Annotated in this window: 25 protein-coding genes and 2 pseudogenes; 11 read left to right on the forward strand and 16 right to left on the reverse strand. The window is 72.1% G+C overall.

Annotated features, from left to right (window positions below):
• Positions 1-46 precede the first annotated feature (46 nt).
• Entirely contained in the window at positions 47-874 is an 828-nt protein-coding gene (locus GQF42_RS45635) for a hypothetical protein (protein ID WP_233273746.1), read from the reverse strand.
• Here GQF42_RS45635 and GQF42_RS45640 point away from each other — a divergent pair.
• The gene (locus GQF42_RS45640; protein ID WP_233273231.1) at positions 782-1009 is read left to right on the forward strand and encodes a hypothetical protein; all 228 of its coding nucleotides are present in this window, start codon (positions 782-784) and stop codon (positions 1007-1009) included. The two genes, GQF42_RS45635 and GQF42_RS45640, sit on opposite strands and share 93 nt — an antisense overlap.
• A gap of 61 nt (positions 1010-1070) precedes the next feature.
• On the opposite strand, the gene GQF42_RS04505 is transcribed toward GQF42_RS45640, so the two are convergent.
• Positions 1071-1820 (reverse strand): SDR family oxidoreductase, encoded by a 750-nt coding sequence (locus GQF42_RS04505; RefSeq protein ID WP_158917855.1) that lies wholly within the window; start codon positions 1818-1820, stop codon positions 1071-1073.
• 174 nt (positions 1821-1994) lie between these two features.
• Here GQF42_RS04505 and GQF42_RS46870 point away from each other — a divergent pair, with 174 nt between their 5' ends.
• On the forward strand, positions 1995-2117 hold the full coding sequence (locus GQF42_RS46870) for a hypothetical protein (protein WP_267906126.1): 123 nt from the start codon (positions 1995-1997) through the stop codon (positions 2115-2117).
• Positions 2118-2135: 18 nt separating this feature from the next.
• On the opposite strand, the gene GQF42_RS04510 is transcribed toward GQF42_RS46870, so the two are convergent.
• Positions 2136-2363, reverse strand: coding sequence for a hypothetical protein (locus tag GQF42_RS04510; RefSeq protein ID WP_158917857.1), 228 nt, complete (start codon positions 2361-2363; stop codon positions 2136-2138).
• A 483-nt stretch (positions 2364-2846) separates the two neighbouring features.
• On the opposite strand from GQF42_RS04510, the gene GQF42_RS44775 reads away from it, so the two are divergent.
• The 3 genes from GQF42_RS44775 to GQF42_RS04520 all read left to right on the forward strand — a co-directional run bounded on the left by GQF42_RS44775 (position 2847) and on the right by GQF42_RS04520 (position 5682).
• Entirely contained in the window at positions 2847-3071 is a 225-nt protein-coding gene (locus tag GQF42_RS44775; RefSeq protein WP_199272568.1) for a LysR family transcriptional regulator, read from the forward strand.
• 16 nt (positions 3072-3087) lie between these two features.
• A complete protein-coding gene (locus GQF42_RS44780; protein ID WP_199272569.1) occupies positions 3088-3621 on the forward strand; it encodes a LysR substrate-binding domain-containing protein in 534 nt (177 codons plus the stop codon).
• A gap of 354 nt (positions 3622-3975) precedes the next feature.
• Positions 3976-5682, forward strand: a complete 1707-nt coding sequence (locus GQF42_RS04520; RefSeq protein ID WP_158917859.1) for a carbohydrate binding domain-containing protein — start codon at positions 3976-3978, stop codon at positions 5680-5682.
• Positions 5683-5886: 204 nt separating this feature from the next.
• Here the strand turns inward: GQF42_RS04520 and GQF42_RS04525 are convergent, their stop codons facing one another.
• From GQF42_RS04525 to GQF42_RS04540, 4 genes are all read right to left on the reverse strand, one after another.
• Positions 5887-8637: a bifunctional YncE family protein/alkaline phosphatase family protein gene (locus GQF42_RS04525; protein ID WP_158917860.1), complete on the reverse strand. Its 2751-nt coding sequence runs from the start codon at positions 8635-8637 to the stop codon at positions 5887-5889.
• A gap of 4 nt (positions 8638-8641) precedes the next feature.
• Positions 8642-10006: an ABC transporter permease gene (locus tag GQF42_RS04530; RefSeq protein ID WP_158917862.1), complete on the reverse strand. Its 1365-nt coding sequence runs from the start codon at positions 10004-10006 to the stop codon at positions 8642-8644.
• Entirely contained in the window at positions 10003-10995 is a 993-nt protein-coding gene (locus GQF42_RS04535) for an ABC transporter ATP-binding protein (protein WP_158917864.1), read from the reverse strand. The genes GQF42_RS04530 and GQF42_RS04535 overlap by 4 nt, the downstream gene beginning before the upstream one ends.
• Before the next feature lie 145 nt (positions 10996-11140).
• Positions 11141-11530 carry a hypothetical protein gene (locus tag GQF42_RS04540; protein WP_199272570.1) on the reverse strand — a complete coding sequence of 130 codons (390 nt, stop codon included), beginning with the start codon at positions 11528-11530 and terminating at the stop codon, positions 11141-11143.
• 272 nt (positions 11531-11802) lie between these two features.
• Between GQF42_RS04540 and GQF42_RS04545 the strand changes: the two genes are divergently transcribed.
• A complete protein-coding gene (locus GQF42_RS04545; protein ID WP_199272571.1) occupies positions 11803-13047 on the forward strand; it encodes a glycoside hydrolase family 88 protein in 1245 nt (414 codons plus the stop codon).
• On the opposite strand, the gene GQF42_RS04550 is transcribed toward GQF42_RS04545, so the two are convergent.
• Together GQF42_RS04550 and GQF42_RS45645 are read right to left on the reverse strand one after the other, a co-directional pair.
• On the reverse strand, positions 13037-13321 hold the full coding sequence (locus tag GQF42_RS04550; RefSeq protein ID WP_233273232.1) for a hypothetical protein: 285 nt from the start codon (positions 13319-13321) through the stop codon (positions 13037-13039). The two genes, GQF42_RS04545 and GQF42_RS04550, sit on opposite strands and share 11 nt — an antisense overlap.
• Before the next feature lie 112 nt (positions 13322-13433).
• Positions 13434-13814: a short-chain fatty acyl-CoA regulator family protein gene (locus GQF42_RS45645; protein WP_325100298.1), complete on the reverse strand. Its 381-nt coding sequence runs from the start codon at positions 13812-13814 to the stop codon at positions 13434-13436.
• 310 nt (positions 13815-14124) lie between these two features.
• On the opposite strand from GQF42_RS45645, the gene GQF42_RS04560 reads away from it, so the two are divergent.
• Together GQF42_RS04560 and GQF42_RS04565 are read left to right on the forward strand one after the other, a co-directional pair.
• The gene (locus GQF42_RS04560; protein ID WP_158917866.1) at positions 14125-14646 is read left to right on the forward strand and encodes a GNAT family N-acetyltransferase; all 522 of its coding nucleotides are present in this window, start codon (positions 14125-14127) and stop codon (positions 14644-14646) included.
• 156 nt (positions 14647-14802) lie between these two features.
• Positions 14803-15284: pseudogene (locus GQF42_RS04565) on the forward strand (5-methyltetrahydropteroyltriglutamate--homocysteine S-methyltransferase); the annotation flags it as partial.
• Between the two features lie 145 nt (positions 15285-15429).
• Here GQF42_RS04565 and GQF42_RS04570 read toward each other — a convergent pair.
• Together GQF42_RS04570 and GQF42_RS04575 are read right to left on the reverse strand one after the other, a co-directional pair.
• The gene (locus GQF42_RS04570) at positions 15430-16530 is read right to left on the reverse strand and encodes an enoyl-CoA hydratase/isomerase family protein (RefSeq protein ID WP_158917868.1); all 1101 of its coding nucleotides are present in this window, start codon (positions 16528-16530) and stop codon (positions 15430-15432) included.
• A pseudogene (locus GQF42_RS04575) lies at positions 16527-16661 on the reverse strand (acyl-CoA dehydrogenase family protein); the annotation flags it as partial. The gene GQF42_RS04570 and the pseudogene GQF42_RS04575, both read right to left, overlap by 4 nt.
• Before the next feature lie 118 nt (positions 16662-16779).
• Between GQF42_RS04575 and GQF42_RS04580 the strand changes: the two are divergent.
• Positions 16780-17037: a hypothetical protein gene (locus GQF42_RS04580; RefSeq protein WP_158917870.1), complete on the forward strand. Its 258-nt coding sequence runs from the start codon at positions 16780-16782 to the stop codon at positions 17035-17037.
• Positions 17038-17039: 2 nt separating this feature from the next.
• Positions 17040-17519 carry an HIT family protein gene (locus tag GQF42_RS04585; protein WP_158917872.1) on the forward strand — a complete coding sequence of 160 codons (480 nt, stop codon included), beginning with the start codon at positions 17040-17042 and terminating at the stop codon, positions 17517-17519.
• 252 nt (positions 17520-17771) lie between these two features.
• On the opposite strand, the gene GQF42_RS04590 is transcribed toward GQF42_RS04585, so the two are convergent.
• The 3 genes from GQF42_RS04590 to GQF42_RS04605 all read right to left on the reverse strand — a co-directional run bounded on the left by GQF42_RS04590 (position 17772) and on the right by GQF42_RS04605 (position 21843).
• On the reverse strand, positions 17772-19469 hold the full coding sequence (locus tag GQF42_RS04590) for a DUF885 domain-containing protein (protein WP_158917874.1): 1698 nt from the start codon (positions 19467-19469) through the stop codon (positions 17772-17774).
• A gap of 123 nt (positions 19470-19592) precedes the next feature.
• On the reverse strand, positions 19593-20423 hold the full coding sequence (locus tag GQF42_RS04595; protein ID WP_158917876.1) for a M55 family metallopeptidase: 831 nt from the start codon (positions 20421-20423) through the stop codon (positions 19593-19595).
• Positions 20424-20832: 409 nt separating this feature from the next.
• The gene (locus GQF42_RS04605; RefSeq protein WP_158917878.1) at positions 20833-21843 is read right to left on the reverse strand and encodes an alpha/beta hydrolase; all 1011 of its coding nucleotides are present in this window, start codon (positions 21841-21843) and stop codon (positions 20833-20835) included.
• A 122-nt stretch (positions 21844-21965) separates the two neighbouring features.
• On the opposite strand from GQF42_RS04605, the gene GQF42_RS04610 reads away from it, so the two are divergent.
• A complete protein-coding gene (locus GQF42_RS04610) occupies positions 21966-22874 on the forward strand; it encodes a PD40 domain-containing protein (protein ID WP_158917880.1) in 909 nt (302 codons plus the stop codon).
• Positions 22875-22923: 49 nt separating this feature from the next.
• Here the strand turns inward: GQF42_RS04610 and GQF42_RS04615 are convergent, their stop codons facing one another.
• Both GQF42_RS04615 and GQF42_RS04620 read right to left on the reverse strand, forming a co-directional pair.
• Complete coding sequence (locus tag GQF42_RS04615; protein ID WP_158917882.1) at positions 22924-23487, reverse strand: hypothetical protein; 564 nt, start codon at positions 23485-23487, stop codon at positions 22924-22926.
• Between the two features lie 77 nt (positions 23488-23564).
• On the reverse strand, positions 23565-25727 hold the full coding sequence (locus GQF42_RS04620) for an FUSC family protein (RefSeq protein ID WP_233273233.1): 2163 nt from the start codon (positions 25725-25727) through the stop codon (positions 23565-23567).
• Between the last annotated feature and the right edge of the window lie 38 nt (positions 25728-25765).

Genomic DNA, 25765 nt, shown 5'->3' on the forward strand with positions numbered 1-25765 from the left:
CACAGTGAGGAACGCCCTGCACAGCACCACTGAGACGCACATCCCCTCAGCCTGGGCACGCACGCGCACCCTGCCCCACCCTCAAAAGGAGAACGCAAGGATGAGCATGGCACACCGACTCGCCCTGGCCGCAACGGCGTTGACACTCACCGCAGGTCTGGCGGCGGTCGCCGTACCCGCCCAGGCCAGTACGGCCACCGCCGCCGCGCAGCCCTCGATCACCTCGGTCGCCTTCAGCGGGGCCCACGGCCCCGGGGTGGCCTCGCCGACGATCACGGTCAACGGATCCGGCTTCGGGACCACCCCGCCCGCGGGGACGAACAACAACGTCACGAGCTGCGGGACGTACACCAACAACGGCAACGCCTACGGCAACCAGCTCTACTTCATCGACGACAACAACTTCGAGGCCGGTTACGGCGACGGCAGCGGCGCCAACTGCATCGGCATCACCGTGGTCTCCTGGAACTCCAGCCAGGTCGTGCTGCGCTTCGGCAGCTCCTACGGGTCCTTCGCCCACTGGTACCTCAGCAACGGCGACGGCTACGCCCTGTCCGTGAACAACGGGATCTTCGGCGGTTCGGTCAGCGGCCTGAGCTGACCCCGGCGCGCACGGTGGCCGGCGCCTGCTGCTGCCGGCCGCCGTGTTCACCGCTGTTCGCGGGCCGGGACACCCTCCCGCCGTCCCGTATCTCCCGCCGCCCAGCACAGGAGGAAGCCGAACGCCGCGTGGGAGGGTGAACCGGGGCGGGGCGGTGTAGGCGACGAGGAGCTGTTCGCGATGGGTGTCGACGGTGAACTGCTGGACGTCGAGGGTGAGTTCGCCCACCCCCGGATGCCGACAGGTCTTGGTGAGCTGTCGTGGCCCGCGCACCTGGTGCCCGGCCCACCAGGTACGGAAGTCCGGGTCGCGGACGCCGAGTTCACCCAGCTCCTCGACCGGGTCTTCCGGTCCCGGGCCCACGTCATCGACACCGCCGACCTGCGCGGACTGCTCCAGAGCGCCTGACTCCGCGGGCCCCGGTGCATCTGTTCACCGGGGCCGGTCCGCGTCCCGGCAGAGCCGGCTCTCACTCGGGAACGGTGAACGCCTCGGTGATGCCGCCGTCGAGCGGCAGGGCCGCACCGGTGATGAAGCCGGAGTCGTCACCGGCGAGGAAGGCGATCGCACCGGCGGCCTCCTCCAGGGTGCCGAACCGCCCCATGGGCCAGTGCACCATCCGCTGTTCCAGCGCGCCGGGGTTCCGCTCGAAGACGGCCCGCTGCTCCGGCGTCTCGACCGGCCCAAACAGCACCGCGTTGACGCGCACGCCGCTGCGCGCGAGGTGGACCGCAAGGTCCCGGGTCAGCTGCACCACACCGGCCTTGGCCGCCGTATAGGCCATCGGGGCCGTCGCCGACCCGACCGCGGCGAGGAACGATGCGGCATTGATGACCGATCCACCGGCCGGCCGCGTGCTCAGCAGGTGCGGGATGCCGTGCTTGCAGCACAAGAAGATGCTGGTCAGGTTGGCGTCCTGCACCCTGCGCCAGGTCTCCAGGCTCACGTCCAGCGCGCTGCCGTCACCGCGGTCCATCAGCCCCGTGTTGTTGTGGATGACGTCGAGGCGGCCGTACCGGCCCACGACCTCCGCGTACATCGCCTGGACCTGGGACTCGTCGGCCAGGTCGGCCTGGAACGACAGCTCCCCGACGGAGTGCCCGGCCTTGTCGACCCCGACGACCGCACCGCCCTCCTTCGCGAACCGCTCGGCGACGGCCTGGCCGATCCTGCTGGCGGCACCGTTGACGACACACACCTTGCCGACGAGCGCAGGCATCCTGACGACCTCCCACATCCTTGCGGACGGCACCCCGCCCGCCCGTGTTCCGACCGGGCCCGGGACCCCTGCCGGGCGCCCGGATCCACGGTACGGCCGCTGCGGCGGTCGGCCGGGCACGAACGCGCGAGGCTCACCGGGGCGCTCGCCGACGGCGGCGAGAACGCCCTGGTCATGACCGCCCTCGGGCTCGCGGTGGCGGGTGTCGTGGTGGGCGTCCTGCTCGGCCGCGTGCCGGCCCGCCGGGGTGAGCGGGCCGCCCCGCCGCACCTGCGCAGGTGGGGCCGGTACGAGTGAACCTCGCCTGCGTGCGGGCTACTTGGCGGGGAAGAAGTCCAGTACGGTCTTCCCGTCGCCGACCTGGGCCACCCGAAAGCTCAGTCCGTTCAGGCTGCCGGTTCCGCCCTCGCCGACCGACGTGGTGAGGAACATGCCCCTGCCCGAGGCCTGCACGACCACCGAGCGCGCCGAGGTGCTGGTGACCTCCAGCGAACCGATACCGAACCGGCTGTCGACCGGGATGCGTGTCGGCTGCTTCGTCACGAGGAGGCGGCAGCGCCCGTCGAAGCAGGCACCGACATCGGTGCTGTCCTGCGCGCTCCCGGCCCCGGACGACACGGACACGGACCACGAGCCCGAGGGAGAAGCGGACGGGCCCGGCGGAGAGTCCGTCGGCAAGGACGGTGGCCCGCTCCTGTGCCCCATGTCGGCACCGCCGGATCCGGCCCCTGTCCCGCTCCCCGACCCGCAGCCCGCAAGAGCCAGCGCCACGCCCAGCCCCAGCACCGCCACGACACTCCGCTGCGCACCGATCCCCATCGCTCCACCCCTCACCGGCCGCCCCGCGCCCGTGCCGCACGGGTCTGTCACGGACTTTCCGTTCCACGGTCCGTAGCGGGGCACACGGCCGGGACGGGTCCCGAACACAAGAGCGCACCACAGCAGGGCCGCTCGCACCGCCCCCGGCCGCACCGCTTCCACCGGGCCGGGTGTGACACGGTCCGGACGCCGTGGTGGCATGGGGGCATGGAGTTGCGGGAGTTGCGGGCGTTCGTCGCGGTGGTGGAGGAGGGCGGGCTGTCCGCCGCGGCACGGCGGCTGCACATGACCCAGCCGGCCCTGTCCCAGACGGTCAGCGGACTCGAGCGGCAGCTCGGAGTGCAGCTACTGGTGCGCGGCAGCACCGAGGTGCAGGCCACCGGGGCGGGAACCACCCTGCTTGCGGAGGCGCGCGGTCCTCGCCCGGCATGATCAGGCCCTGCGGGCCATGGCCCGCCACACCGGCCCGGGCGGCGGGTCCCTGCGGATCGGGATTCCGCTCGAACTGCCCTCGGGGCTGCTGGATCCCGCGCTGGCCGAGCTGTGCGAGGCCTGTCCGGACACCCTCGTGCAGGCCCGCCATCTCTCCTCGGCCGAGCAGTTGGCGGCACTGCGCGCCGGCGAGCTGGACGTCGGGCTTCTGCGGGAGCGGCGGTCAAGTCCGGAGTTCGACGCGCTGCTCGTCGTACGGGAGAAGATGGGTGTGCTGCTGGCCGCCGAGCAGGCCGTCGAACTCGCTGGACCGGACGGCATCGCGCTGGACTCACTCGTCGGCGTGCAGTGGGTCGGCTTCCCGCGGGCCGGCAGCCCCGCCCGGTACCACGAGCTGACCGCCATCCTGCGCGGCCACGGCCTGCACCTGGACCCGCAGGCCCCGCAGGGCCAGACCCTGATCCCGGACGTGCAGCTGGCGACGGTCGCCTCCGGGCGGGCTTCACGTTGGCGCCGCCCCGCTGGCAGCAGCCGCTGTCCGACCATGTGACGTGGTCGCCCCTGGTCGGGCAGCCGCTGGTGCGGCGTACCTGGGCCGTGTGGCCGGCCGACTCGCACCGCCGTGACCTCGGCCGCTTCATCGCCGCGCTCGACAGGTCGGTGCGCGGCTGGTCCTGGCCGGACCGCAGGGAGCGCATGGCCACAGCGTCCGGCGCCCCTTGCGTCACAGCGGGTCAGACAGCCGTACGGCCGCCACAAGTATCAGAACACCGGATGGTTTTGATTTGGTCTAGTCCTCTTGACGGGTAAGCCGCCCGGCTGTTTGGTATGTACCAACGTCGGCCCGGTACGGCACCACCCCACCACCCAACGCCCTAGGGGCATCCCCGAAAGGGGCAATGTCATGCACCTGGCAAGACTTGCCGCGTCCGCCTGCGCGCTCGCGCTCGCGGCCACCGGCGCGGCCGTCGCCCTGGCGCCCGCCAGCAGCGCGGCAGCGAGCAGCGTCTATTCCGTAGCCCCCTATGTCGACATGTCGAACGGTCAGGAAGGCCTGCTCGACACGGCCATCACCGGACACGGCCTCAAGGCCTACACCGCGGCCTTCGTACTCGGCGAAGGCTGCAACCAGATATGGGGCGACACTCTCCCCATCGGCAACGACTCCTACACCGACCCCGAGATCGCCAGAGCGAAGTCCGAGGGCGCCTCCGTCATCATCTCCTCCGGCGGAGCGAGCGGTGAGCCGCTCGCCTGGACCTGCTCCACCCAGAGCAGCATCGACGCCGGATACCAGGCCATCATCAACGACTACGGCGTCACCCAGCTCGACTTCGACGTCGAGGGGGCCGCCGTCGCCGACACCGCGGCCGCGGCCCGCCAGATGCAGGCGATGAAGGACCTCAAGGCGTCCAACCCCGGCCTGCAGTTCTCGATGACCCTGCCGGTGCTGACCAGCGGGCTCACCAACGACGGCGTCAACATCCTCAAGGCCGCCAAGAACGCCGGCACCAAGATCGACGTCGTCAACGTCATGGCCATGGACTACTACGCGGGCACCGGCACCGAGATGGGCCAGGGCGCGGTCGACGCCGCCAAGGCCACGCTGGCGCAGATGCAGTCCGTGGATTCCGGTTACACCTACGCCAACCTCGGGATCACCCCGATGATCGGCAAGAACGACGACGGCTCCACCTTCACCCTGGCGGACGCCCGGACGGTGGAGAACTTCGCCGCGCAGAACGGCGTCGGACGACTGGCCTTCTGGGCGGTCACCCGGGACCAGCCGTGCAGCGGAAGCGCCAACTCCCTGCCCACGTGCAGCGAGATCAGCCAGAACAGCCTCGCGTTCACAGATGCCTTCGTGCCGTACGAGGGCAGCTCCGGCGGTGGCGGAGGGACGAGCAACGACTTCTCGCTGTCCTTGTCGCCGGGCTCCGCCTCGGCGACCCAGGGCGGCTCCGCCACCACGACCGTCAGCACGGCCGTCACCTCCGGCAGCGCGGAATCCGTCAGCCTCTCCGCCTCCGGCGCGCCCTCCGGTGTCGCCGTCTCCTTCAGCCCCAACTCGGTCACCTCCGGCGGCACTTCGACGCTGACGGCGACGGTCGGCTCGTCCGTGGCCGCGGGCAGCTACCCCATCACCGTCACCGGAAAGGCCTCCACCGGCAGCCACAGCGCGACCTACACGCTCACGGTCACCACCGCCGGCGGGGGCGGTGGAGGCGGCGGCTCGCTGACCAACGCCGGTTTCGAGAGCGGCAGCCTCGGTCCCTGGACCTGCACGGGCGGCAGCACGCTGGTCTCCAGCCCGGTCCACTCCGGCAGCCACAGCCTCCAGGTCGCCCCGAGCGCGAGCAGCACGGGCGAGTGCGACCAGAGCGTCACCCTCTCCCCCAACCACAGCTACACACTCACCGGCTGGGTCCAGGGCCCGTACGCCTACATCGGGGTCAGTGGCGACGCCACGGCCAGCACCTGGTCGAACAGCTCGAGCTGGAACCAGCAGTCGGTCACCTTCACCACCGGCAGCAGCGGAAACGTCACCGTCTACGTCCACGGCTGGTACGGCCAGTCCGACGTCTACGCCGACGACTTCACCCTGAGCTAGGAAGCGTCGTTTGGATCATCCCGGCGTCGCGGGCCCCCAGCCCTCGGACCGCTCCACCCCGCGTGCGGCGCACCTCCTCCCCCACAGGAGGTGCGCCGCACCCTTGCAGGGAGTCCGGCGCCCGGGCAGGGCATCCGCCCCGACATGCCGGAGCCCCCGACCGGGGTCGTGCCGGTCAGGGGCTCTGGCGCGGATCAGGCAGGGTCAGCCGTCGTTCTCCGCGGAGGGGATGTAGGCGCCGGGTACGTCGTTGGGTGCGTAGATCCTGTTCTCACCGGGGTACGGCTTGGTCCAGTTGTGGGTCTCGTACCAGGTGAGGTGGTTCATCTGCGCCGGGTTCGCGTAGTCGGGCACGGCGTTAGGGCCGGTCAGCCGCTGCTTCGACTTCCAGGTGTTCCACTGGGAGACGAGCGACTGCTTGTCCGCCGGGACCTTGGTCGCCGGGACGAGGGCGGCCTTGGTGTCCTGCTTCGCCGGGCTGTCCACGCCACAGGACGGCGGGGTGCTCAGACCGTCGGTCAGCGAGGTCCGGTTGGGCAGTGCCGTGAACGGCGTGTAGTCGGGGTGCTGGGTGAAGGCCCCGCGCATCGGGGTGGCCGCGCTGTCCTTCTGGTTCATCGGGTGGACCCCGAGGATCTGCTCGATGGTGCGGATCATGGTGATCTGCGAGTAGTAGTGGCTGTCGACCGTGTCGTGCTGCGCCCAGGGGCTGATGATCTGGATCGGCGCACGGTGGCCGTCGACGTGGTCGAGGCCGGCCTGGGAGTCGTCCTCGACGACGAAGATCGCCGAGTCCTTCCAGTACTTGCTGTGCGAGATCTCGTCGACGATCCTGCCGGTCGCGAGGTCGTTGTCCGCGACCTGGGCCGCGGGGCTCGCCGGACCGCCGGTGTGGTCGCTGGAGAGCCAGAACATGTTCAGGTTCGCCGGACCGTTCTTCTCGAAGTCCTGCTTCCAGATCTGCTCCCGGTAGACGTCCGGGACGCTGGTGTCGAACTTGGGGAAGCCGGGCACCGAGACGCTGTTGAGCGAGGGGATCGGCGAGGACGAGTTCAGCGGGTAGGCGGTGCCCTGCCCGGTCGCGGCCATGTTCTTGGCGTCGCAGTACAGGTTCTGCCAGCTCGCACCGGACGGCTTGGTCAGGAACTGCTGGAACTCGCCGAAGTCCCGTACGGACTTGCCGGCCGCCTGCACGCCGGACCACAGGAAGCCCGACTTCTGGTGGCCGAGCGCGTCGTCCTCGGTGTCGTAGCTGCGCAGGTACTCACCGGCCGAGGACTCGGTGTACTCGGGGTTGTCGGCCTGCATCAGCCAGTTGTGGCCCTCGGCCGAGTTCGTGCCGATGTCATAGGTGTTGTCGTAGAGCCCGAACTGCTCGGCCAGAGCATGCTGGTTGGGCGTCACGTTCTCGCCGAACTGCGTCAGCGACGGGTCGCCGTTGCCCTTGGGGATGTCGCCGTAGACCTGGTCGTAGGTCCGGTTCTCCTTGACGATCAGGAAGACGTGCTTGATCGTCGAGGGGTCGCCGAGCCGCGCCGGGACCGCCACCGGCCTCGCCTTGCTGTGCTTGTTCGCCAGCTGGACCGCGCCCTCGGTCCAGCCGTTCTGCTGGAACACCTTGCGGGTCTCGGAGCGGATGACCTTGTCGCTGGGCAGCGCGAACTGCGTCAGGCTCGACGTGGTGTCGTGGGTGCCGTGGCCGGCGCTGTCGGGGCGGCGGGCGTCGACACCACGGGTGTTGGAGACGACGACCGTCCTGCCCACGGTGGTGATCGCCGCGGGGAAGTAGTCGGTCGGCAGCAGGCCGACATAGCTGACCGGCTCCTGCGCGGAGGTGTACCGGTAGACGGCGACCGCGTTCGCGCGGCCGAGTGTCACCAGCAGGTGACCGTCGTCGGTGAGCGTCACCGCGTTGGGCTCGTAGCCGACCGACGCCTCCGGCCACGGCTGGGTGGAGATGGTCTGGACGACCTTGTCGTTCCTGGTGTTGATGACCGACACGTTGTTGTCGGCGGTGTTGGTGACGAACACCGCTCCGCTCTTGGCGTACACGGCGGTCGGGTGCAGACCGACGCCGATGGTGCCGACGGCGGCGGACGGGTTCGCCAGGTCGATGACGCTGACCGTCCCGGTGGTGGTGGCACCGGTCTTGGGGTTGGCCGGCACCTGGGTGCCGTAGGAGTTGATCGTGGTGTCGCCGGGCTTCGCCGCACGTCCGCCCTCGTTGCTGACGTAGAGCTTGTCGCCGACCTGGGCCATGCCGCGCGGGGCGTTGCCCACGGACCAGCTCTGCTTGACGGCGCCGGTCGCCGCGTCGATGGCGACCACCCGGTTCTGGCCGTTGACCGCGGAGTACACGGTGGAGCCGTCGGCGGAGAACACGGCCGCGCTCGCCAGGGCGTGCTTGTCGCCGTCGGCCGGGATGGAGACGGTCACCGGGTTGGCGAGGGTGCCGTCGGCGTTGACGGTGAACTTGGTGTAGCCGTCCGTCTGGCCGAGCCACAGCTGCTTGCCGTCGGGCGAGTACGTCGGACCTTCCTGGCCGACGGCGCCGCTCTTGATCCGCAGGTCGTCCGCCGCGTTGGTGCCGACCTTCTGCTTCACCTGCCCGGTCTTGAGGTCCACGAGGACGAGGGCCGCGTCGCCGTCGGTGACCGAGGCCGCGAGATGGCTGCCGTCCGGGCTGACCGTCGAGGACATGATCTTGCCGTCGTTGATGACGAGCCGGCTGCCGTACGGGTTGATGTACTGGTCGCTGGAGATGACCTGGCCCTTGTCGGTGACCTGGCCGACCTGCTCGGTGCCGAACTGGCGCGTCGAGGCCACCGCGGTGCCGGTGGCCAGCGCTGCCGTGGTGATGCATGCCGTGAGCAGTGTCGCCCGACGGCCGACACGTCTGCCGAGCAGGACGAAGTACTCCTTCTCGGCTTGCCGGCGACGGCGCGTTATCTGCATGACGTCATCCCTTCAGGGAGGTGTTGAGTAGGTCGACGTTGCCGTCGAACTGCCAGAGCGGGTTCGGTGCGTCTCCGGTGGAGGTGTGCATGAGGAAGTAGCCGTTCACTTCCTTGGGTCCGTCGCCGTCGGCCACGAACCGCCCGTCCGCGGTGATGTCGAGCTGGTAGATGGCCTGTCCCGTGGTCTGGGTACCGGGCAGATGCCAGGAGACGACGCAGCGCCAGTCGTTGCCCGCACCCTCGGCGCCGTCCTGCACGTCTCCCTTGGTGCAGGCCGCGGAGGACCTCAGCTGTGCCTCGGTGACGGCGGGCCGGTTGAGCTGGGAGGTCTGCATCCGGTAGAGGTGGGCGAAGGCCGTGGCCAGCGAGCGCTGCACCTTGTCCTGCCGGATCCCGGAGCCGCTGGTCACTCCGGTCACCGCCGTGACGACCGCGACCGTGACGGCCACCAGCCCGGCGAGCGGCAGGAGCCCGGCCGTGAGCGCACGGCGTGCCGATCCGTCGTCGCTGAGATTGGTGAAGTCGCGCCGCAGGAACAGCAGATAGGCGATGAGCGTCGCGGTCACGGCCCACACGAGGCTGACCACGATGCCGATGGCGAGCGGTCCGAGCTGGGCGGGACTGGTGAACACGCCGTTCCAGGCGATGAACGCCCAGCTGGGCAGGGCGAGTCGAACGGCGACGGGCAGCGGCAGCATCTGGGCGAGCTGCATCGCGAGCGCGACGACCGCGGGCAGCAGCAGACCCATCGGTGACCGCCCGAGCACGACCGACCCGAGGAGTCCGATCCCGGCGAGGGCCAGGGTCGGGGCCAGCACACAGGCCCAGGCGAGCAGGACACGGCCGGCGGCGTCCCCCGGGGAGAGCAGCCGCCCGTCGAGTCCGACCAGCGGATGGTTGCCGACCGCCACGAGCCCGCCGGCGGTGCTCGAGGCGGCCAGGCCGATCACGAGCAGCAGGATCACGGTGAGGGACGCCAGTGCCTTCGCCACGAAGATCCGCCGCGGTGAGCGGACCGCCACCAGCAGGTGGCGCCAGGTGCCGAGCCGGTCCTCGGAGGCGAACACGTCACCGGCCACCACCGAGGTCAGCAGCGGCAGCGCCCAGGTTCCGGAGAAACCGAGGATCACCAGGGGTCCGGCCCAGCCCGTGGCGAGCATCCAGCGGCCGAAGAGGGTGTCGGAGGGCAGCGTGCTCTGCTGGCCGACTCCGGCGACGAAGAGCGCCGGGGCGATCCAGCACGCGAGAACCAGCAGCCGGATCCGCCACTGCGAGACGAGTTTGACCAGTTCGAAGCGGTAGCCCCGGGACACCGAGACCCGGCCGGTGCCGGCCGTGCGGTCGGGGGCGACGACGGTCGCGGTCATCGGCCGGCCTCCTGCTGCTCGGCGCCGTTCCGCTGCCGGTCGGCATCTGTCTCGCGCCGTTCGCCGGCGGACTTCTGCTGTTCGGTGAGGGCGAGGAACGCGGCCTCGAGCGGGGACACCACGGGGGCGAGTTCGCGCAGTGCGATGCCCGCGTGCACGAGCCGTACGACGAGTTCGTCGAGGTCGGGCACCAGCGCCCGGACGACGAGCGCCTCGGCGCCGGGGCCGTCCACCGTCCGGATCCCGGGCGCCCCGGTGGCCAGTCGGCGGGCGGCCTGCGGGTCGGAGGTGACGAGCCGGTAGTCGAGTTCGCGGTTCTCGGCGGCCAGTTTGCCCAGCGGACCGGAGAAGACGACTCGTCCCGTGGCGAGAATGGTGACTTCGGAGCACAGGGCCTCGAGGTCGTCCATGCGGTGGCTCGAGAGCACGACGCCGGTGCCCTGGGCGGCGAGTCGGCTGAGGACGCCGTGGACGTGTCTCTTGCCGGCCGGGTCCAGGCCGTTGGACGGCTCGTCCAGCACGAGCAGCCGGGGCCTGGTGAGCAGGGCGGCGGCGAGCCCGAGCCGTTGGCGCATACCCAGGGAGAAGCCACGGGTCTTGTCGTCGGCGACGTCGGTGAGCCCGACCTGGTCGAGTGCGGCGTCGATGCCCGCCGTTCGGGCATCGGCACCGCGGAGCCTGGCCAGCGCGGCGAGATTCTGCCGTGCGGTGAGCGAAGGGTAGAGTCCCGGGCCGTCCACGAAACCGGCGACCGAGTCCGGAGCGGCGTACGCCCGTCCGACCGGCGTACCGAGGATCTCCAGGCTCCCGCTGTCGGCGACGGCCAGCCCGAGCAGGAGGCCGAGCAGGGTCGTCTTGCCGGCGCCGTTCGGTCCGACCAGGCCGTGGATCTGTCCCTGTGTCACATCGAGGTCAATGCCGTCGAGCGCGACGACGTCGCCGAAACACTTGGTGATCCCACGCGCCCGGATCGCGAGGAGTGTGTCCATGAGCCCCTTCCTTCACAAGCCTCAAGGAGGTTAGGGAGGACACACAACGGTGACAGGGGTGGCCAGTTGAACGCCAGGGGAACGGCAGCCGTCCGGCGCACCCGCTCCGGATGGCGCTTCGCGTGCCGATCGATCCCCAACTGGCTTATGTGTAAGGGTGGTTGTGCTGACGTCGGGTCGTCGACAGGGGCGGGTGGGCGGTCGGCCTGATGCCGTGGTCCCGCTTGAGGCGGGCCATTTCGAACAGGGCGATGGCCGTGACCGTCACCGGGGCGCCGAGGATGAACAGGATGCCCAGCTTCGGCCCGAGGCCGTGCAGGTCTCCGGTGAACAGATCGGGCAGGGACAGCATGACCCCGACCGTGAGCGGGGTGAGAAGCAGCAGGACTCCCGAGGCGACCGGCAGGTTCTGCAGCATCTCCCCGACGGCGAAGCCACCCTCGACGAAGGTGTAGACGCCGACGGCGGCCACGGTCCCGGCGGCGACACGGATCCGCTTGAGCTGTTCGACGGACGCGTCGAGCGGCTCGGGCACCCAGGCGGGGTGGAACACCGCCCGGGCGGCGTGATGGGCCTTCAGGTAGTTCCGGCCGCTTGGCGGGCGTCGGTGCGGTTCCTCCGCACGCCGACCACTGCACTCTCCCCCGAGTCGTACGCCACATGATCATCGGCGAGTCTACGGGAGCGGACGGCCGGCACCCTTCTCGTTCATGTACACGAACTCGGCACACATGGGTGTACGGGCAGCCGGTCGCCGTGCCAGACTCGCTCAACACCTCTGCCGCACCACTGAGTTGGAGGCCGCCCATGAGCATTTCCCGGCGTACCGTGCTCGCCGTGGCAGCCGGCGCCACGGCTGGTGCCGCCACTCCGGCACAGGCCGCGCAGACGTCCGCAGAGCGGGAGCCGGACACCTCTGCCGACGCGCTCGAGGCGGCCGCCGACTACGCGGTGGAGAAGCTGCGCGCCGTCGCGCCGGGGGTGAGCGCCTTCCCGGTCGGCACGAAGTTCGAGAAGTGGGTCTTCTCGAAGGACGGCGACTGGGTGGGAGGGTTCTGGCCGGGCACCCTGTGGATGGCGTATCTGCGCAGCGGGGACGACATGTTCCGCACTCTGGCGCTGGACTCGGCACGCAAGCTCGCTCCCCGCCGGTTCGACACCACCACCCACGACCTCGGCTTCCTCTTCTCTCCGTCCTGGGTCACCGCCTGGCGGCTGACAGGCGACGACACGTGGGGCGCGGGCGCCGTACAGGCGGCCGACTCGCTGATCCAGCGCTACAACCCGCGTGGCCGCTTCATTCGGGCCTGGGGAGCGCTGAACGATCCCCAGAACGCGGGCCGGGTCATCATGGACACCTTGATGAACCTCGATCTGCTGGCCTTCGCGAGCCGGCGGACGGGGGACGGAAAGTACCTCGACGTGGCCGTGGCCCACGCCGAGACGGCGCAGCGGTACTTTCCCCGCCCGGACGGCTCGACTCCCCATGTCTTCGACTTCGACCCGGACACCGGCGCGCCGATCGGCCCGAACACGGTCCAGGGCTACAGCCCTTCCTCCTGCTGGTCGCGTGGACAGGCCTGGGGCATCTACGGATTCACCACCATGTACCGCCGGACCGGTCACCGGCCGTTCCTGGACACGGCGCGCAGACTCGCCGACTACGCGACAGGAGTGCTGACCCCTGACGCCGTGCCGGTGTGGGACTACCGCGCGCCGCAGCAACCCCACGACGTCAAGGACGCGTCGGCGGGCGCGGTGACGGCCTGCGGGCTGCTCGACCTGTCCGCCGCGACCGGCAGTCCGCAGTACCGGCGTGTCGCGCTGCGCATCCTCACCGCGCTCTCGGAGACCTGCCTGACGCGGAGATCGGCCCGCGCGGAGGCCATCGTCGCCCGCTGCACCCGCAACCGCCCTGCCGAGGACGGGATCGAGGTCTCGCTGCCCTACGCCGACTACTACCTGCTGGAGGGCATCCTGCGCGTGCTGCAGCCGAAGGACGTCGACCGGGCCATCGACTTGTCGACGGCAGCGGCGCGGATCAACGGCTGAACGGGTCAGCCACGGGGTGCTCCATCGCACCGGCCTCCAGGAGGAGCATGCGGGCCAGGCCGCGTGCCTCCTGCGGGGTGAGTGCCGCCCAGACGCCCGGCTCGCCGCTGCGGTCCTCCCCCACGGCCAGGGCGATCCGGCCCACGGGCCGCTCCGGACGTCCGAGGTGCAGGCGCCGTACCTCGATCCTGCGTCCGCACATGGTCACGAGACGAGGTTCGCCCGCGTGGCCGTCCTCGGTCCTTCCCAGCCGGCCGCCGTCTGCCGTCGCCATCTGTCCCACGCTCCTTCGCAGGTCGGTTCCGGCCGGAACCGTCGCTGTCAGGAGCAGCGCACGGGGTGCCGGAATTGTTCCCGCTCGGCCCATGACTGAAGGAAGCCGCAGGTCAGAGAAGCTGTCTTTCGACGTCGGGCCACTGGGTACGGCACACAGGTGCCGGTGTTCCGGTCGATCCGCAGCCGGTGACCGGGGGCCCGGGCGGGGCGGCGGGGCCGTCGAGGCGGCCGATGCCGATGGGGGTGGCGGCGCGGGAGTTGGTGAGGTCGAGGCCGACGGAGCGGACGAGGCGGTGGGCGTGGCGGATCCCGCGACCGAGGCCGAGGGCGAAGGTCCGGCCGCGCTCGCCCCGGCCGCCCCGGTGCCGGGTGGCGGCGAGCGCGGTCCACAAGTCGCGCAGCGCCTGCGGTGTTTCGGACACCTGGACGTGGCCGGGGCGGGCGAACGCCTCCTCGGTGTTCCCGGGCGCCCACTGGCGGCACTTCCTCAACCCGGTACCTGCTCCTGCCGCGTGTCGTGGCCGTGACCTCGCTGCGCACCGCGCCGCACACGGTGCCTGAGCCGAGGACTTCGCCGTGCGCGCGCCCGGCAGGCCGGTCGTCCGCTCGCGGGACCGGGCGGGCTTCGTCCTCAACACCCTGGGCCGTGCCACCCGTGGGCCCTGCCGCCACTGCTCCAACGGATGCCCGAGACAGGGATGTCGGGGTCGCCGGGCCGGTCGGGGGATCCATGCGCGCGACCAGGACCGAGCACCCCGGCACGCGCATGGGATCCTGCGTGGTGAACCCGAGGAGGAGGCAGTGCACCTGCGCGACGTCTTGCCGGACGATGTCGATGCCTACGTCCGGATGCGGTGTGACCCGGTGATGATGGCCGACCTCGGCGGGCCCCTGCCCCGTGCGGGGATGGCGGACAAGGTCCGCAGGGATGCGCAGGAGGCGGCCGCCGACCTCGCCTGGCTCAAGATGATCGTCCCCGACCCGGACCGCCCCGACGTGGTGGCAGGGACGGTGACCCTCTGGTCCCACGGCACCGGTACCGGACCGATCTCCGAGATCGGCTGGATGGTCCTGCCGGAATTCCAGGGGCGGGGGCTGGGCAGGCGTGCCGTCCGTGCCCTCCTGGAGCAGGCCCGGGACCAGGACCGGTGGGGACTCGTGCATGCCTTCCCCGCGACAGGCAACGCGGCCTCCAACGGCATCTGCCGCTCGGTCGGCTTCCGGTTCCTCTCGGAGATAGACGTGCCCTTCGCGGGGCGGGTCCTCAGGGGCAACCACTGGGTCGTCGATCCGCGGACGGACCTCAGACGACAGGACCCGTGACGTCGGCTCCCTCTCGCCGGGAGCCCTGCGCGTCTCGCCGTGCCATCCGCATGACGGACATCACCCACCGCATCCGCTGCCGGGACCGTGGGCTGTGCGGTGCAGCTGGTTCGCCCCGTCCGCCAGGCGGGATGCGTCGCAAGAGGGAACCCGGTGCTCGCCGACGCCGGCATCCATGAAGTGCCCACCGGCGACTTCTCCCACTACGACCATTTCTCGACACCACCGTCATGGTCGGTGCCGTCCCCGCGCGGCACCGGGCCGCCGTCGAAGCGGACGCCCTGGACGGCTGCTTCGCCATGGCACGCGGCACACAGGGCGTGGTGCCGCTGGAGATGACCAAGTGGTTCGACACCAACTACCACTGCCTGGTGCCCGAACTGGGCCCGGACACGGTGTTCACCGCCGACTCGGCCAAGCAGGTCGCCGAGCTGACGGAGGCCCTCGCTCTGGGCCTGACCGCCCGGCCCGTCCTCGTCGGCCCCGTGACCTACCTCCTGCTCGCCAAGCCGGCACCGGGCGTGGCTGCGGACTTCGCCCGGCTCACCCTCCTGGACCGCCTGCTCCCGGTGTACGCCGAGGTCCTCGCCGACCTGCGCGCGGCAGGCGCCGAGTGGCTCCAGCTCGACGAGCCCGCCGCCCGTACCGTCCGCGGTGAACTGTCGTAGCCTGCGCCGCCACACGTGTGTCCGCTCCGGCCGGACCTGGTCGGAGCGGACACACGCACGGACGGCTGCTACGGCGCGCCCGTGTGACCGAGTCCGATGAACGCGACGATCCCGCTCACCACGCGGCCTGCGGAGCGGTGCCGGGCTCGCCGAGCCCCAGTTCGCGGTCGCCGAGCGGGGCGAAGAAGCGCTCCACGTCGGCGCCGGAGACCTCGGCGAGGGTCGCGGGGGACCAGCGCGGGTTGCGGTCCTTGTCGATGACCTGGGCGCGCACGCCCTCCACCAGGTCGGGGGTGCCCAGAGCGGCGCAGGAGACCCGGTACTCCTGGTCGAGCACCCGCTCCAGCGAGCCGAGGCGCCGGGCGCGGCGCATCGCGGCCAGGGTGACCTTCAGGGCGGTGGGCGACCTGGCGAGCAGCGTCTCGGCCGCCTCCTTCGCACTCGGGTCGCCGTGGCCGAGCAGCCGGTGCAGGATCTCCTCGACCGTGCCGGCGTCGTAGCAGAGGTCGATCCACGTCCGTCGCTCGGCCAACTCCCCCTGCGGCGGCGGCTGTTCGTGCCGCGCGACGGCCTCGTGCACGGGCAGCGCGGCAAGGTCGTCGACGAGGTCCCGGAGTCCGGCGGAGGGTACGAAGTGGTCGGCGAGCCCGCACAGCAGGGCGTCACCGGCGCCGATCTGCGCGCCGGTCAGTGCGAGGTGAGTACCCAGTTCACCGGGGGCCAGACCGAGGAGGTAGGTGCCGCCCACGTCGGGCACGAAGCCGATGCCGGTCTCGGGCATGGCGATCCGCGACCGCTCGGTGACGATCCGGACGCTGCCGTGCGCGGAGAGGCCGACCCCGCCGCCCATCACGATGCCGTCCATGACGGCGACGTACGGCTTGGCGCAGTGCGCGATGCGGGCGTTGAGGTGGTACTCGTCGCGCCAGAACGCGGCCGAGGCGGTGCCGTCGCCGTCGCGGGCGTCGTCGTGGACGGCGCGGATGTCACCGCCCGCACACAGGCCACGCTCGCCCGCGCCCGTGATGACCACGGCCTGCACGGCCGGATCGTGCTCCCACTCGGTCAGCGCCGCGTCGATGCGGCGCACCATCTCGTGGTTGAGGGCGTTGAGGGCCTTGGGCCGGTTGAGCGTGATGTGGGCGGCCCGGCCGGCGATGTGGAACAGGACGGGGTCGTCGCTGTGCGGCAGGCCGGTTCCCGTGGTGCCGGTCATCCGGGCACCTCCGTCAGGCCACGGGCCACGATGACGCGCATGATCTCGTTGGTTCCTTCCAGGATCTGGTGCCCCCGCAGGTCTCGGACGATCTTCTCAGTGCCGTACTCGCCGAGGCAGCCGGAGCCCCCGGCGTTCCCCGGCCCCTCGCTCCCCGTGACGACCTCGGACTCGACGAACCGGCCTGGCTGCTCTGTCATGCCGTGGCCGAACAGCTCTCGCGGGCGGGCGGGCCGGACGCCGGCCGGCGTGGTCCTCATCGACTCCCATGCGGGACTGCTGCGCCGCGACGACCCGCGCGGGCTGGCGCTGGTGTCCGCCGGTGCCGATCTGCCGGACGACGTCGTCGGCCAACTGGACGACTCGTTGCTGATCACCGGGGGCGGCTACGCCCGCGGGCACCGGCGGCTCGGACGGCACCACCTGGCTGGGAGCCGGTCATCGACGAGCAGGACGCCGCCGCCCTCGCCACCGTCACGCGCTGACGGCGGTGCCGGTAGGTTGTGATCATGACGAGCGACTGGCGGACGGATCGGATCGGCACGGCCGTGCGGGGCGAGAACCCGACGGTGCTGCGGCGCCTCGCGTCGGGTTTCGCGGTGATCGGCGACGTCCAGTTCCTGCCGGGCTACTCGGTGCTCCTCGTGGACGACCCCGGTGTGCAGCGGCTGTCCGACCTGCCCAAAGCCGAACGGCTGGCGTTCCTGGCCGACATGGACCTGCTCGGCGAGGCGGTGGAGCGCGCCTGCCGGCGCCTGGACCCGGCCTTGCGCCGGGTCAATCTGGAGATCCTCGGCAACACGGATCCGTTCCTGCACGCTCACGTCTGGCCGCGCTACGAGTGGGAGCCGGCCGAGCTGGTGGGCAAGCCCGTGTGGTTGTACCCGCCCGAGCGGTGGCGGGACGAAGGATCCGCACTCGGTCCGCGGCACGACGTACTGCGTGCGGCGATCGGCGACGAGCTGGACCGGTTGCGTTCGGCCGTCTAGGTCCTGTCGTCGAACTCCCGCCGTCCGCCTGTAGAGCGGGCCTCGCGGCGTCAGGTGCGTGCTCTCGGCGTGCCGGGCCCTGGCCCTCGTACGGGACGTGCTCGGGCCGGGGGCCGGTGCGGCGAGAGGGCGTGCATGGCGTCGCGAGGCAGGTAGGAGTTCGACGACAGGGCCCAGCCGCCCTCCCCCATCGGGCGGCGGCCGTTCACGGACGGCCGGTGCCGTGTTCTCGGCCGCTGTCCTTGACGCGCGTCACAGCGACGCCAGTTCGTCGGCCAGGTCGGTGAGGCCGAGCGAGCCCAGGGTGAGGGCCCTGGTGTGCCAGGCACGCAGATCGAAGTCGGAGCCGCGGCGGTGACGTGCGGCCTCGCGGCCCTGCAGCCAGGCGCGCTCACCCAGCTTGTAGCCGATGGCCTGGCCCGGCCAGCCGAGGTAACGGTCGATCTCGCTGGTGCGGCGCGCCGTCTCGCTTCCGTGGTGGGCGGCCATGAACGCGGTGGCGAGGTCCGGGCTCCAGGGTTCGCCCGGGTGGAAGCCGGAGCCGACGGGAATGGTGAGGTGCAGGTGCATACCGATGTCGACGATCACCCGGATGACCCGGAGCATCTGCTTGTCCAGGTAGCCGAGGCGGCGGGCGGGGTCGGTGAGGAAGCCGAGTTCGTCCATCAGCCGCTCGGCATACAGGGCCCAGCCCTCCTTGTCGGCGCTGACCGCGCCGAGGGTGATCTGGTAGGTGCTGAGGCGGTCGGCTGCGGCGGTCCAGCGGGCGGTCTGCAAGTGGTGCCCCGGCACGCCTTCGTGGTACCAGGTGCTGACGATCTCCCAGGTGGGGAACGTCTGTTGACCGAGGGTGGGCAGATAGGCGCGTCCGGGACGGCTGAAGTCGAGGCTGGGCCCGGTGTAGTAGGGCGCGCCCGAGCTGCCCGGGGGTGCGATACGGGTCTCGACCCTGCGGATGGGGCCGGAGAGGTCGAAGTGGGTGCCGTCGAGGGCGTCGATCGCCTCGTCCGTGATCTGCTGGAGCCAGGCGCGGATGTTCTCCTCGCCGGTGACGGCGTGGCCGTGCCGGTTCAGGTGGTCCATGGTCTCCCGGAGGGTGGCGCCGGGGAGGATGCGGCCGGCCTCGGCCCGCATCTCGGCGTGCGTGCGGTGGAACTCCTCCCAGGCCCAGGCGTAGGCCTCGGCCGGGTCGAGGGCGGCGCCGATGGCCCAGCGGGCCGAGCGCAGGTAGCGCTCGCGGCCGACGGGGTCGGGGGTGCCGTCCGCGGCGGGCAGATAGCCGGTGAGCAGCCAGTCGCGGAAACCGGCCACCGCGGCGGTCGCCCGGATGGCGGCGGCGTCCAGTTCGTGCCTGAGCCGGTCCGGACCGGGGGCCACGAAGGCGGCGAACCAGCTTGCGCCGTCGGCACCTTGTGCGGTCCACGCGGCGAGCTGCCCGGTCACGGCGTGGACCTGGCGGGGCGCGCACAACAGTCCTCGGGCGATGCCCTCGGACAGGGTCGCCCGGTAGCCGTCCAATGCGCCGGGCAGGTTGCGCAGCCGTCCGGCCACCGCCGCCCAGTGCTCGTCGGTGTCGGTGGGCATCAGGGTGAGGATGCCGCGCACCTTGTGCAGGGGCGAGTTGACGTTGCGCAGCTGGCGGAAGTGGTCGCCCGCCTCGTGCGCGGCGAGTTCGGCGCTCAGCCGTTCGCGCAGCAGCCGGGCGCAGTTCCGTTCGGCGTCCGCGAACACGGTGTCGTGCTTCTCGCCGTGCCGCTCGGCGGCGTCGAGCGCGCAGAGCGTGCGCCGGGCCACGTCGGCGAGCGCGTCGAAGCCCTCGGGCGAGAGGTCCGGCTGCCGGTCGTCCTCGGGGTGCAGGCCGAGCCGGGTCGAGGTCATCGGATCCAGGGCGGCGACCTGCGCGACGTGGTCGTCGGCGATCCGGCGCGGGGTGTTCGCTGTGTCGGCCATGCCGCTCATGCTGACCTGTCGCCACAGGTGCTGTCAGCAGCCCGCATCGGCTTTCGGCCGCCCCTGGTCGCATGTCGCGCGCCCTTGGGACGGCACCGGGAGAGGGCTCCTGCCGCGGCGGGCTCAGCAGTACGGCGGCTGGTTGGTCAGGGAGGACGCCACCCGCATCCACACGTAGAACTGCCGGTACAGGCCGGGCAGCGGGCCCTGCGCCCGGACCGTGCGCGAGTCCTCGAGGGTGACCCCGGGGATGCCCGGGAGGATGGCGGCCACGGAGGCCGACTGCCAGCGGACGGTGAGCGTGGCCGGGTCGGCGGGGGCGGCCGGGGTCCGTCGGGGGGCCGACAGGGCGGCGGTGACCGCCTTCTCGATGGCCGTGCGGGCTTCCTCGGCCGGGCGCAGTTCGGCCGCGAACCGGCTCCGGGCGTGCTTGACGGCCACGGTGGCGACCGCGGGGTCCCACTCCTCGGTCTCCGCGCAGGCGAGGTCGTCTCCCGTGAGGGCAACCAGCGGAACACCGAGGGCCGCCGCGGTGGCCTGGGCGAGCCCGATCTCCCCCACCGGTCGGCCGTCCAGCCAGATGTCCTCGATCTCGTGGCCCATAAAGCTGTGGCTCAGGACCCCGGGCGCTCCGGCCCTGGAGTGATAGCCGACGCAGACCATGGCGTCGTGTTCGGGGGAGAGGCCCTCGAGCATGCCCATGGTCTTGGGCTTGCCGCGGACGAGGCGGGCGGCCGGGTCCAGGTCCTCCGGCAGGAGGTTGCGCATGGGGCCGTGCGCGTCGTTGACGAGGATGCCGGTGGCGCCGGCCGCGACGGCGCCCCGGACGGCGGCGTTGACGTCCTGCGCCATCATCCGCCGTCCGCGCTCGTAGTCCCGGCCGCCGGGCTGGACGTCGTCGGCGTCCACGAGCCCGGTGATGCCCTCCATGTCCACGCTGATGTAGATCCGCACGGTGCCTGCTCCTCACACTTGATCGTCCGGGAGACGCCGGCCGCTCGGTCCTCGGTTCCCCGAGTCCGTGTCCGGACGCCGTCCGTGGCGCAGGAAGAGTGCTTCGACGTGGTCCTCCGGACGGCTCGCCGGCAGCGGTGGGGTCAGGTCGGTGCGTCCCGGCTCCCGCCAGGGGCCGGCGAACTCTAGGCGTCGGGTGCGAAGGCGAGGGCGCCCAGGAGCCGCCGGTGCGGGTGGGCGGACGGCGTGGCGGTCAACTGCCCTCCTGCGGCGAGGTGGTCGTCGGCGAGGCGCATGGCCGGGCGGGCCGTACAGGAGAGCCGGCGCGGTGGAGCAGTGGGCGGCGTCCGGATCGGCCGGGCCCCGGGGCGGCGGCGCGGACCGGCACCCCGAGATCACCGCGCGGCCGTCAGCTGCCGTCGGACCGTGCGAGGATGCGGCGCAGCCAGCGGGTTCGGGCGTCGCGGGCGTCCCGGCTGAGGGCCGCCTGGGGCGCGAAGGTGTCGAAGCCGTGGAAGGCGCCGGGCCATACGTGCAGTTCGGCCTGTCCGCCGGCCTGCCAGAGCGCGTTCGCGTAGGCCACGCCCTCGTCCCGGAACGTCTCGGCGGACCCGACCTCGATGTAGGCCGGGGGCAGCCGTGACAGATCGGTGGCACGGGCGGGAGCGGCGTACGGCGGCAGGTCGGCGGCACCGTAGCGGTCGCCCAGCAGGGCCTGCCACGCGGTCGCGTTGGAGGTGCGGTCCCACAGGTCGACGCCGGCCATCTGGTGGCTGGAGAAGGTGTCGTTGCGGTCGTCGAGCATCGGGCACAGGAGCAGCTGCCCGATCGGGGCCGGGCCGCCCCGGTCCCGGGTGAGCAGGGCGAGTGCTGCCGCGAGTCCGCCGCCGGCGCTCTTTCCGCCGACGACGACACGGTCGGCGTCGATGCCCAGTGCGCTCGCGTGCGCGGCCGCCCAGACGAGTCCGGCGTAGCAGTCCTCCACCGCTCCGGGGTACCGCGTCCGCGGGGCGAGCCGGTACGCGACGGAGACGACGGCCAGCTCCAGCGGGAGCGCCCAGGCCCGCAGCACCTGGGGGAGCACGGACCAGGCGTTTCCCATGATCATTCCGCCGCCGTGCAGGTAGTACAGCAGCGGCAGGGAGCCGGTGACCCCGGCGGGCCGTGCGCTCACGAGCGTGACGTCGGGTGTGCCCGGCGCACCCGGCACCCGTAGCTCCTCCACCTCGAAGCGGCCGTCGGCGCGCAGGTCGTGCACCGTCGGCCGGGGCCGGACCTCGGCGTCCCGTGCCTGTCTGGCGGCGAGGTTCTCGTGGGTGAACGGCTCCCTCGCCTCCGCCCCCAACGCCGCCAGCGGTCCCGTCAGTTCGGGGTCGAACGGCGGTACTTCCCGGGGCGTCGGCGGTGGAGTGAAGTCCATGCCGCGTAGTCAATCACCCACGCGCCACAGTGTTACGCCCCTGTGACACCGAGCGGACAGTCCGAAGATCGAGGACTGTCATGCTCTGCTGTGACCTGCCCATGTTCCTGGGGGAATCAGCCATGACCAAGCGAACCCGCTCCATCGCCGCCGCCATCGCCGTGGCCGCGGCCGTCACCGGCACGGCGCTGCTGGGCGCCTCCGGCGCCGCCTCGGCCGCCACCGGTGCCTCGCACGGGACCCTGACCATCAGCAACGGCACCAAGGACGTGCTGATCGGCGGGCACCGAGTGAACTTCGGGGTGCCGGTCCGGGACCTGTCCTGGTCCCCGGACGGCACCAGGGCCGCCTTCATCGACGGCTCCGGCAACCTGGACATCGCCAACGCGGACGGCAGCAGGCGCGTCGTCGTCGCCAAGAACCCCGGCGGCCAGAACTGGTCCCACCCGACCTGGCAGGTGACGGCGAAGGACACCCAGAACGGCATCCCCGCCAAGGACAACCTGATCTTCGCGGTCCGGGACAAGGGCGTGTCCCGGCTCAAGTACCTCTCCGCAAAGGCCGTCCACGGCACCCCCAGGACCCTGCCGCTGTCCGGCGACCCGGAGCCGGGCGGGGCGGTCCCGCAGACCGGCAACGTGTGGCCCAACGCGGGCGGGCACTACGGCACCTCGGTCTACGCCAACGTCGACACCGGTGCCGTCTACATCCGTGACGACTACCTGCGCCAGCAGGGCGGCAAGCTCACCAAGGGCTCCGAGCCGGCGCTGTCCCCGAACGAGGAGGAGGTCGTGTTCGTGCGCTCGGTCGCGGGCCACGACCACGTCCTGGTCGAGGACTTCATGCACGGCAACCGCATCAAGGACCTCACGCCGCACGCGACCACCGACTACACCGAGCCGGCCTGGTCCCCCGACGGCAAGACCCTCGCGGTACGCACCCCGTCCGGCACGGTGACCCTGCCGTCGAACGGCACCGGCCACCCGGTCAAGGTCACCTCGACGGCGGGCCTGGCGGCGTACCGCCCCTGACGCGGGCCGACGGGGACGGGCCGGGCGGGTCCGGGCGGCAGGGTGCGGGTCACCTGCCCGTCCGGGCCAGCTCGGCCCGCAGTTCGTCCAGGTGGGTGTCGGCGGTGTCGTGCGGCAGGAACTCCACGACGTCGAGGAACCGGAACAGCACCTGGCTGCTCGTGACGGCGTACTCGTACTCCGCGAAGCCCACCACGGCGCCCATCGTGCCCCGGACGGCACCGCGCACCACGTGGGAGGTCATCTCGTCCGGCTCGACCGCCGACAGCCCGCGCCGGGCGTTGGGCCTGGCCAGGTACGGGCACACCATCGAGGCGTACAGCATGCAGGCGCGGTGCCCCGGCCCCTCGAGGGTCGGCGCCAGATTGCGGTACGGCCGCCCGGCGGCCAGTGCGTCCGCGATCGCCCCACTCTCCGCGGCCCCCACCACACGCCACACCGGTCCCTGCGCCATGGGCCGGTTGCACACCGAGCACAGCCGTCCCCGCGCGCACTCGGCGCTGCGGTCGTAGTCGGTCAGGGCGAACTGCGGCTCGTCGTTCTCCCACGGGGTGATCGCCGGTACGGGGTATCCGCGCACGTCCCGCGGGCGGGCCTGGACGCCCGACGGCATGGGAACACTCTCGAATCGCACGGGCCATGCCTATCAGGCCGCGTCCCGCGGCACCACCACCGGCCCGTCCGGGAAGGTCAGTTGTGTGCGATACGGGTCAGGTCGGTCATGAGCGAACCCAGCCAGGACACGGTGGCGTAGTACAGGTGTGGTGCGCCGGGCGGCTCGGCGGCGAACCTCTTGCCGTCCGGGTCGATCACCGGCACGGGCCCGGTCGGGGTGTCGCCGCCGGGATCCAGTGCCGCCGAGACCAGCAGCATCCGGCCGGCCACCCGGTCCCCCAGCCCGCCGACGGACTCGGCCGCCGCGGGCCCGAGCGCGGGCCGCGGTGGCTCCAGCAGCCACTCGGAGCCCCACAGGGTGTGGTGGCCCGCCATCAGCGTGGCCTGCCAGTCGACTTGGCGCGGTGCGGTCCTGCGCGGCGGGCCGCCGAAGGGGGTCGGCTCGCTCTGGAACTGCGCGTACGCGGACTCGGCGAGGATGATCGCGCGCTGCAGCGAACGGTGCCCGGGCTCCCCCGACGGCGCACTCAGCCCGCCGCCCGCCACCGAGGCGCCGGTCGCCACCACGATCTCGGCCGCCCTGCGCAGCAGTTCGGCCGCGGCCCGGCGCATCTCGTCATGGGCGCCGCGCGGCCAGGCGAGCAGCCCGAAGACGGCGCCGATCGCGCTGCCGATCAGCACGTCCAGCAGCCTGGCCTCCGCCAACCGCCAGCTGGACGGCCCCAGTTGGGCGAAGACCAGGGCCACGAGCACGGTGAACAGGCCCTGCGCCCAGCCGACGCCCTTGACCGGCCCCACGGTGAACCCGATCAGCATCCACACCGGCAGCACGACGGCGTAGACCTCGGTGTCGGTGCCGACCAGGCTCAGTGCCGCGGCGACCACCAGGGCCCCGGCCAGTGTGCCGGCGAGCGCCACGCGGATGATGCGCCAGGTCTCGCCCATGGTGGTCCGGGTGAGGGAGAGCGTCGCCAGCATGGCCCAGAACCCGTGCGGCAGCGTGTCCACCCCGGCCACGAGCCGGGCCGCGGTCAGGGCCAGGGCGATGCGGACCGCGTTCTGGAAGAACACCGATCTGCGCCCGGCGTGACCGCGCACCCGATGCCACCACAGGACCGGCGCCCGGCAGCCGGCGTACCAGAAGCGGGCCTGTGCGGTCTCCACCGAGGCGTGTCGGCCGTGCACCGCCAGATCGGCCGCCGGGCCCAGGAGGAGGGCGGCGTCGGCGATCTCCAGCACGGCCGCGTACCGGCGCAGCACGGCGGGCGGGAAGAACGGTGCCGGTCCGTTCCCGTCGCCGGCGGCGGGCGCGGGAGCCGGGCCCGCCGACACGGCCGACAGGTGTGCGCGGGCGGCCCGCAGCTCCCGGTGGGGCGCGACCGGCGGCGGCCCGGTGCTCAGGCAGGTCGCGCTCGCCGTCGCCAGCCGTGCCACCGCGTGCAGGACGGCCGTCACCCCGGGGCCGGGATGTCCGCCCGGTGGGGCGGGGAGCTGGACGAGACGGTTCAGGAGGGTGCGCACGGCCAGGCCGGCATGTGCGAGGGCACGGTCGTGCACACCTGGTCCGGCGGGGCGTTCCGCCTCCGGTACGGTCCGGGAGCGCAGCGCCCAGCCGGCCTCCTGGGCCGCCCGGAGGTCGGCGGCGGACAGGGTGTGGGGCGGCTCGGCGAGGAGCGTCGCGCAGTGCGCGGCCGTGCGTGCGGCGTGGGCGGCCCGCGCCCGGTACGACGGCGGGCGGGGCTCGGGGAAGACCAGTGCCTCGGCGGCGACGAGCAGGGCCAGTCCGGTGGTCGTCCCGAGCAGGCGCTCGCCCAACGTGGCGGGCGCGTAGGGCGGGAAGGACGGGAGGATGTAGAGGAGTTGCAGGCCGGGCGCCGCCCCCGCGAGGCGCGGGCCGCCCAGGGCGGCGAAGGCCAGCGCGAAGCCGACGGCCAGCATGCCGACGACGGCGGTCCAGGTCCGTACCGACAGCCAGGTGCCGACGACGACCAGCGCCCAGCACACCGGCAGCAGGTGCAGCATCAGCGCGGCGCGCTGCCGCCCGGTGCCGGGGATCCTGGCGAGTCCGCCCAGGGCCACGGAGGCGAACAGGGCGTAGGTGGCCGCGATCGGACGGTCGAGGCCGTAGCGGAAGAGGTAGAAACCGGCGGCGGCGACCAGCGTCACGCGCACCGCGTGACGCCCCGAGGCGGCGTAGTCCGCCGGGATCCGGCGTACTACGCCGACGTGTCCACCCACGCCTACAGAATCGCCCCGCGCTCGGTGCCCGGCATGTC

It is taken from the genome of Streptomyces broussonetiae (assembly GCF_009796285.1).
Taxonomy (GTDB): Bacteria; Actinomycetota; Actinomycetes; order Streptomycetales; family Streptomycetaceae; genus Streptomyces; species Streptomyces broussonetiae.

Excerpts from the sequence above, each read along its gene's own strand:
- GQF42_RS45640 (WP_233273231.1), top strand. The coding sequence starts at position 782 with ATGGGTGTCGACGGTGAACTGCTGGACGTCGAGGGTGAGTTCGCCCAC.
- GQF42_RS04505 (WP_158917855.1), bottom strand. The coding sequence starts at position 1,820 with ATGCCTGCGCTCGTCGGCAAGGTGTGTGTCGTCAACGGTGCCGCCAGC.
- GQF42_RS46870 (WP_267906126.1), top strand. The coding sequence starts at position 1,995 with ATGACCGCCCTCGGGCTCGCGGTGGCGGGTGTCGTGGTGGGCGTCCTG.
- GQF42_RS44775 (WP_199272568.1), top strand. The coding sequence starts at position 2,847 with ATGGAGTTGCGGGAGTTGCGGGCGTTCGTCGCGGTGGTGGAGGAGGGC.
- GQF42_RS44780 (WP_199272569.1), top strand. The coding sequence starts at position 3,088 with ATGGCCCGCCACACCGGCCCGGGCGGCGGGTCCCTGCGGATCGGGATT.
- GQF42_RS04520 (WP_158917859.1), top strand. The coding sequence starts at position 3,976 with ATGCACCTGGCAAGACTTGCCGCGTCCGCCTGCGCGCTCGCGCTCGCG.
- GQF42_RS04525 (WP_158917860.1), bottom strand. The coding sequence starts at position 8,637 with ATGCAGATAACGCGCCGTCGCCGGCAAGCCGAGAAGGAGTACTTCGTC.
- GQF42_RS04530 (WP_158917862.1), bottom strand. The coding sequence starts at position 10,006 with ATGACCGCGACCGTCGTCGCCCCCGACCGCACGGCCGGCACCGGCCGG.
- GQF42_RS04535 (WP_158917864.1), bottom strand. The coding sequence starts at position 10,995 with ATGGACACACTCCTCGCGATCCGGGCGCGTGGGATCACCAAGTGTTTC.
- GQF42_RS04545 (WP_199272571.1), top strand. The coding sequence starts at position 11,803 with ATGAGCATTTCCCGGCGTACCGTGCTCGCCGTGGCAGCCGGCGCCACG.
- GQF42_RS04550 (WP_233273232.1), bottom strand. The coding sequence starts at position 13,321 with ATGGCGACGGCAGACGGCGGCCGGCTGGGAAGGACCGAGGACGGCCAC.
- GQF42_RS04570 (WP_158917868.1), bottom strand. The coding sequence starts at position 16,530 with ATGACCGGCACCACGGGAACCGGCCTGCCGCACAGCGACGACCCCGTC.
- GQF42_RS04585 (WP_158917872.1), top strand. The coding sequence starts at position 17,040 with ATGACGAGCGACTGGCGGACGGATCGGATCGGCACGGCCGTGCGGGGC.
- GQF42_RS04590 (WP_158917874.1), bottom strand. The coding sequence starts at position 19,469 with ATGGCCGACACAGCGAACACCCCGCGCCGGATCGCCGACGACCACGTC.
- GQF42_RS04605 (WP_158917878.1), bottom strand. The coding sequence starts at position 21,843 with ATGGACTTCACTCCACCGCCGACGCCCCGGGAAGTACCGCCGTTCGAC.
- GQF42_RS04610 (WP_158917880.1), top strand. The coding sequence starts at position 21,966 with ATGACCAAGCGAACCCGCTCCATCGCCGCCGCCATCGCCGTGGCCGCG.
- GQF42_RS04615 (WP_158917882.1), bottom strand. The coding sequence starts at position 23,487 with ATGCCGTCGGGCGTCCAGGCCCGCCCGCGGGACGTGCGCGGATACCCC.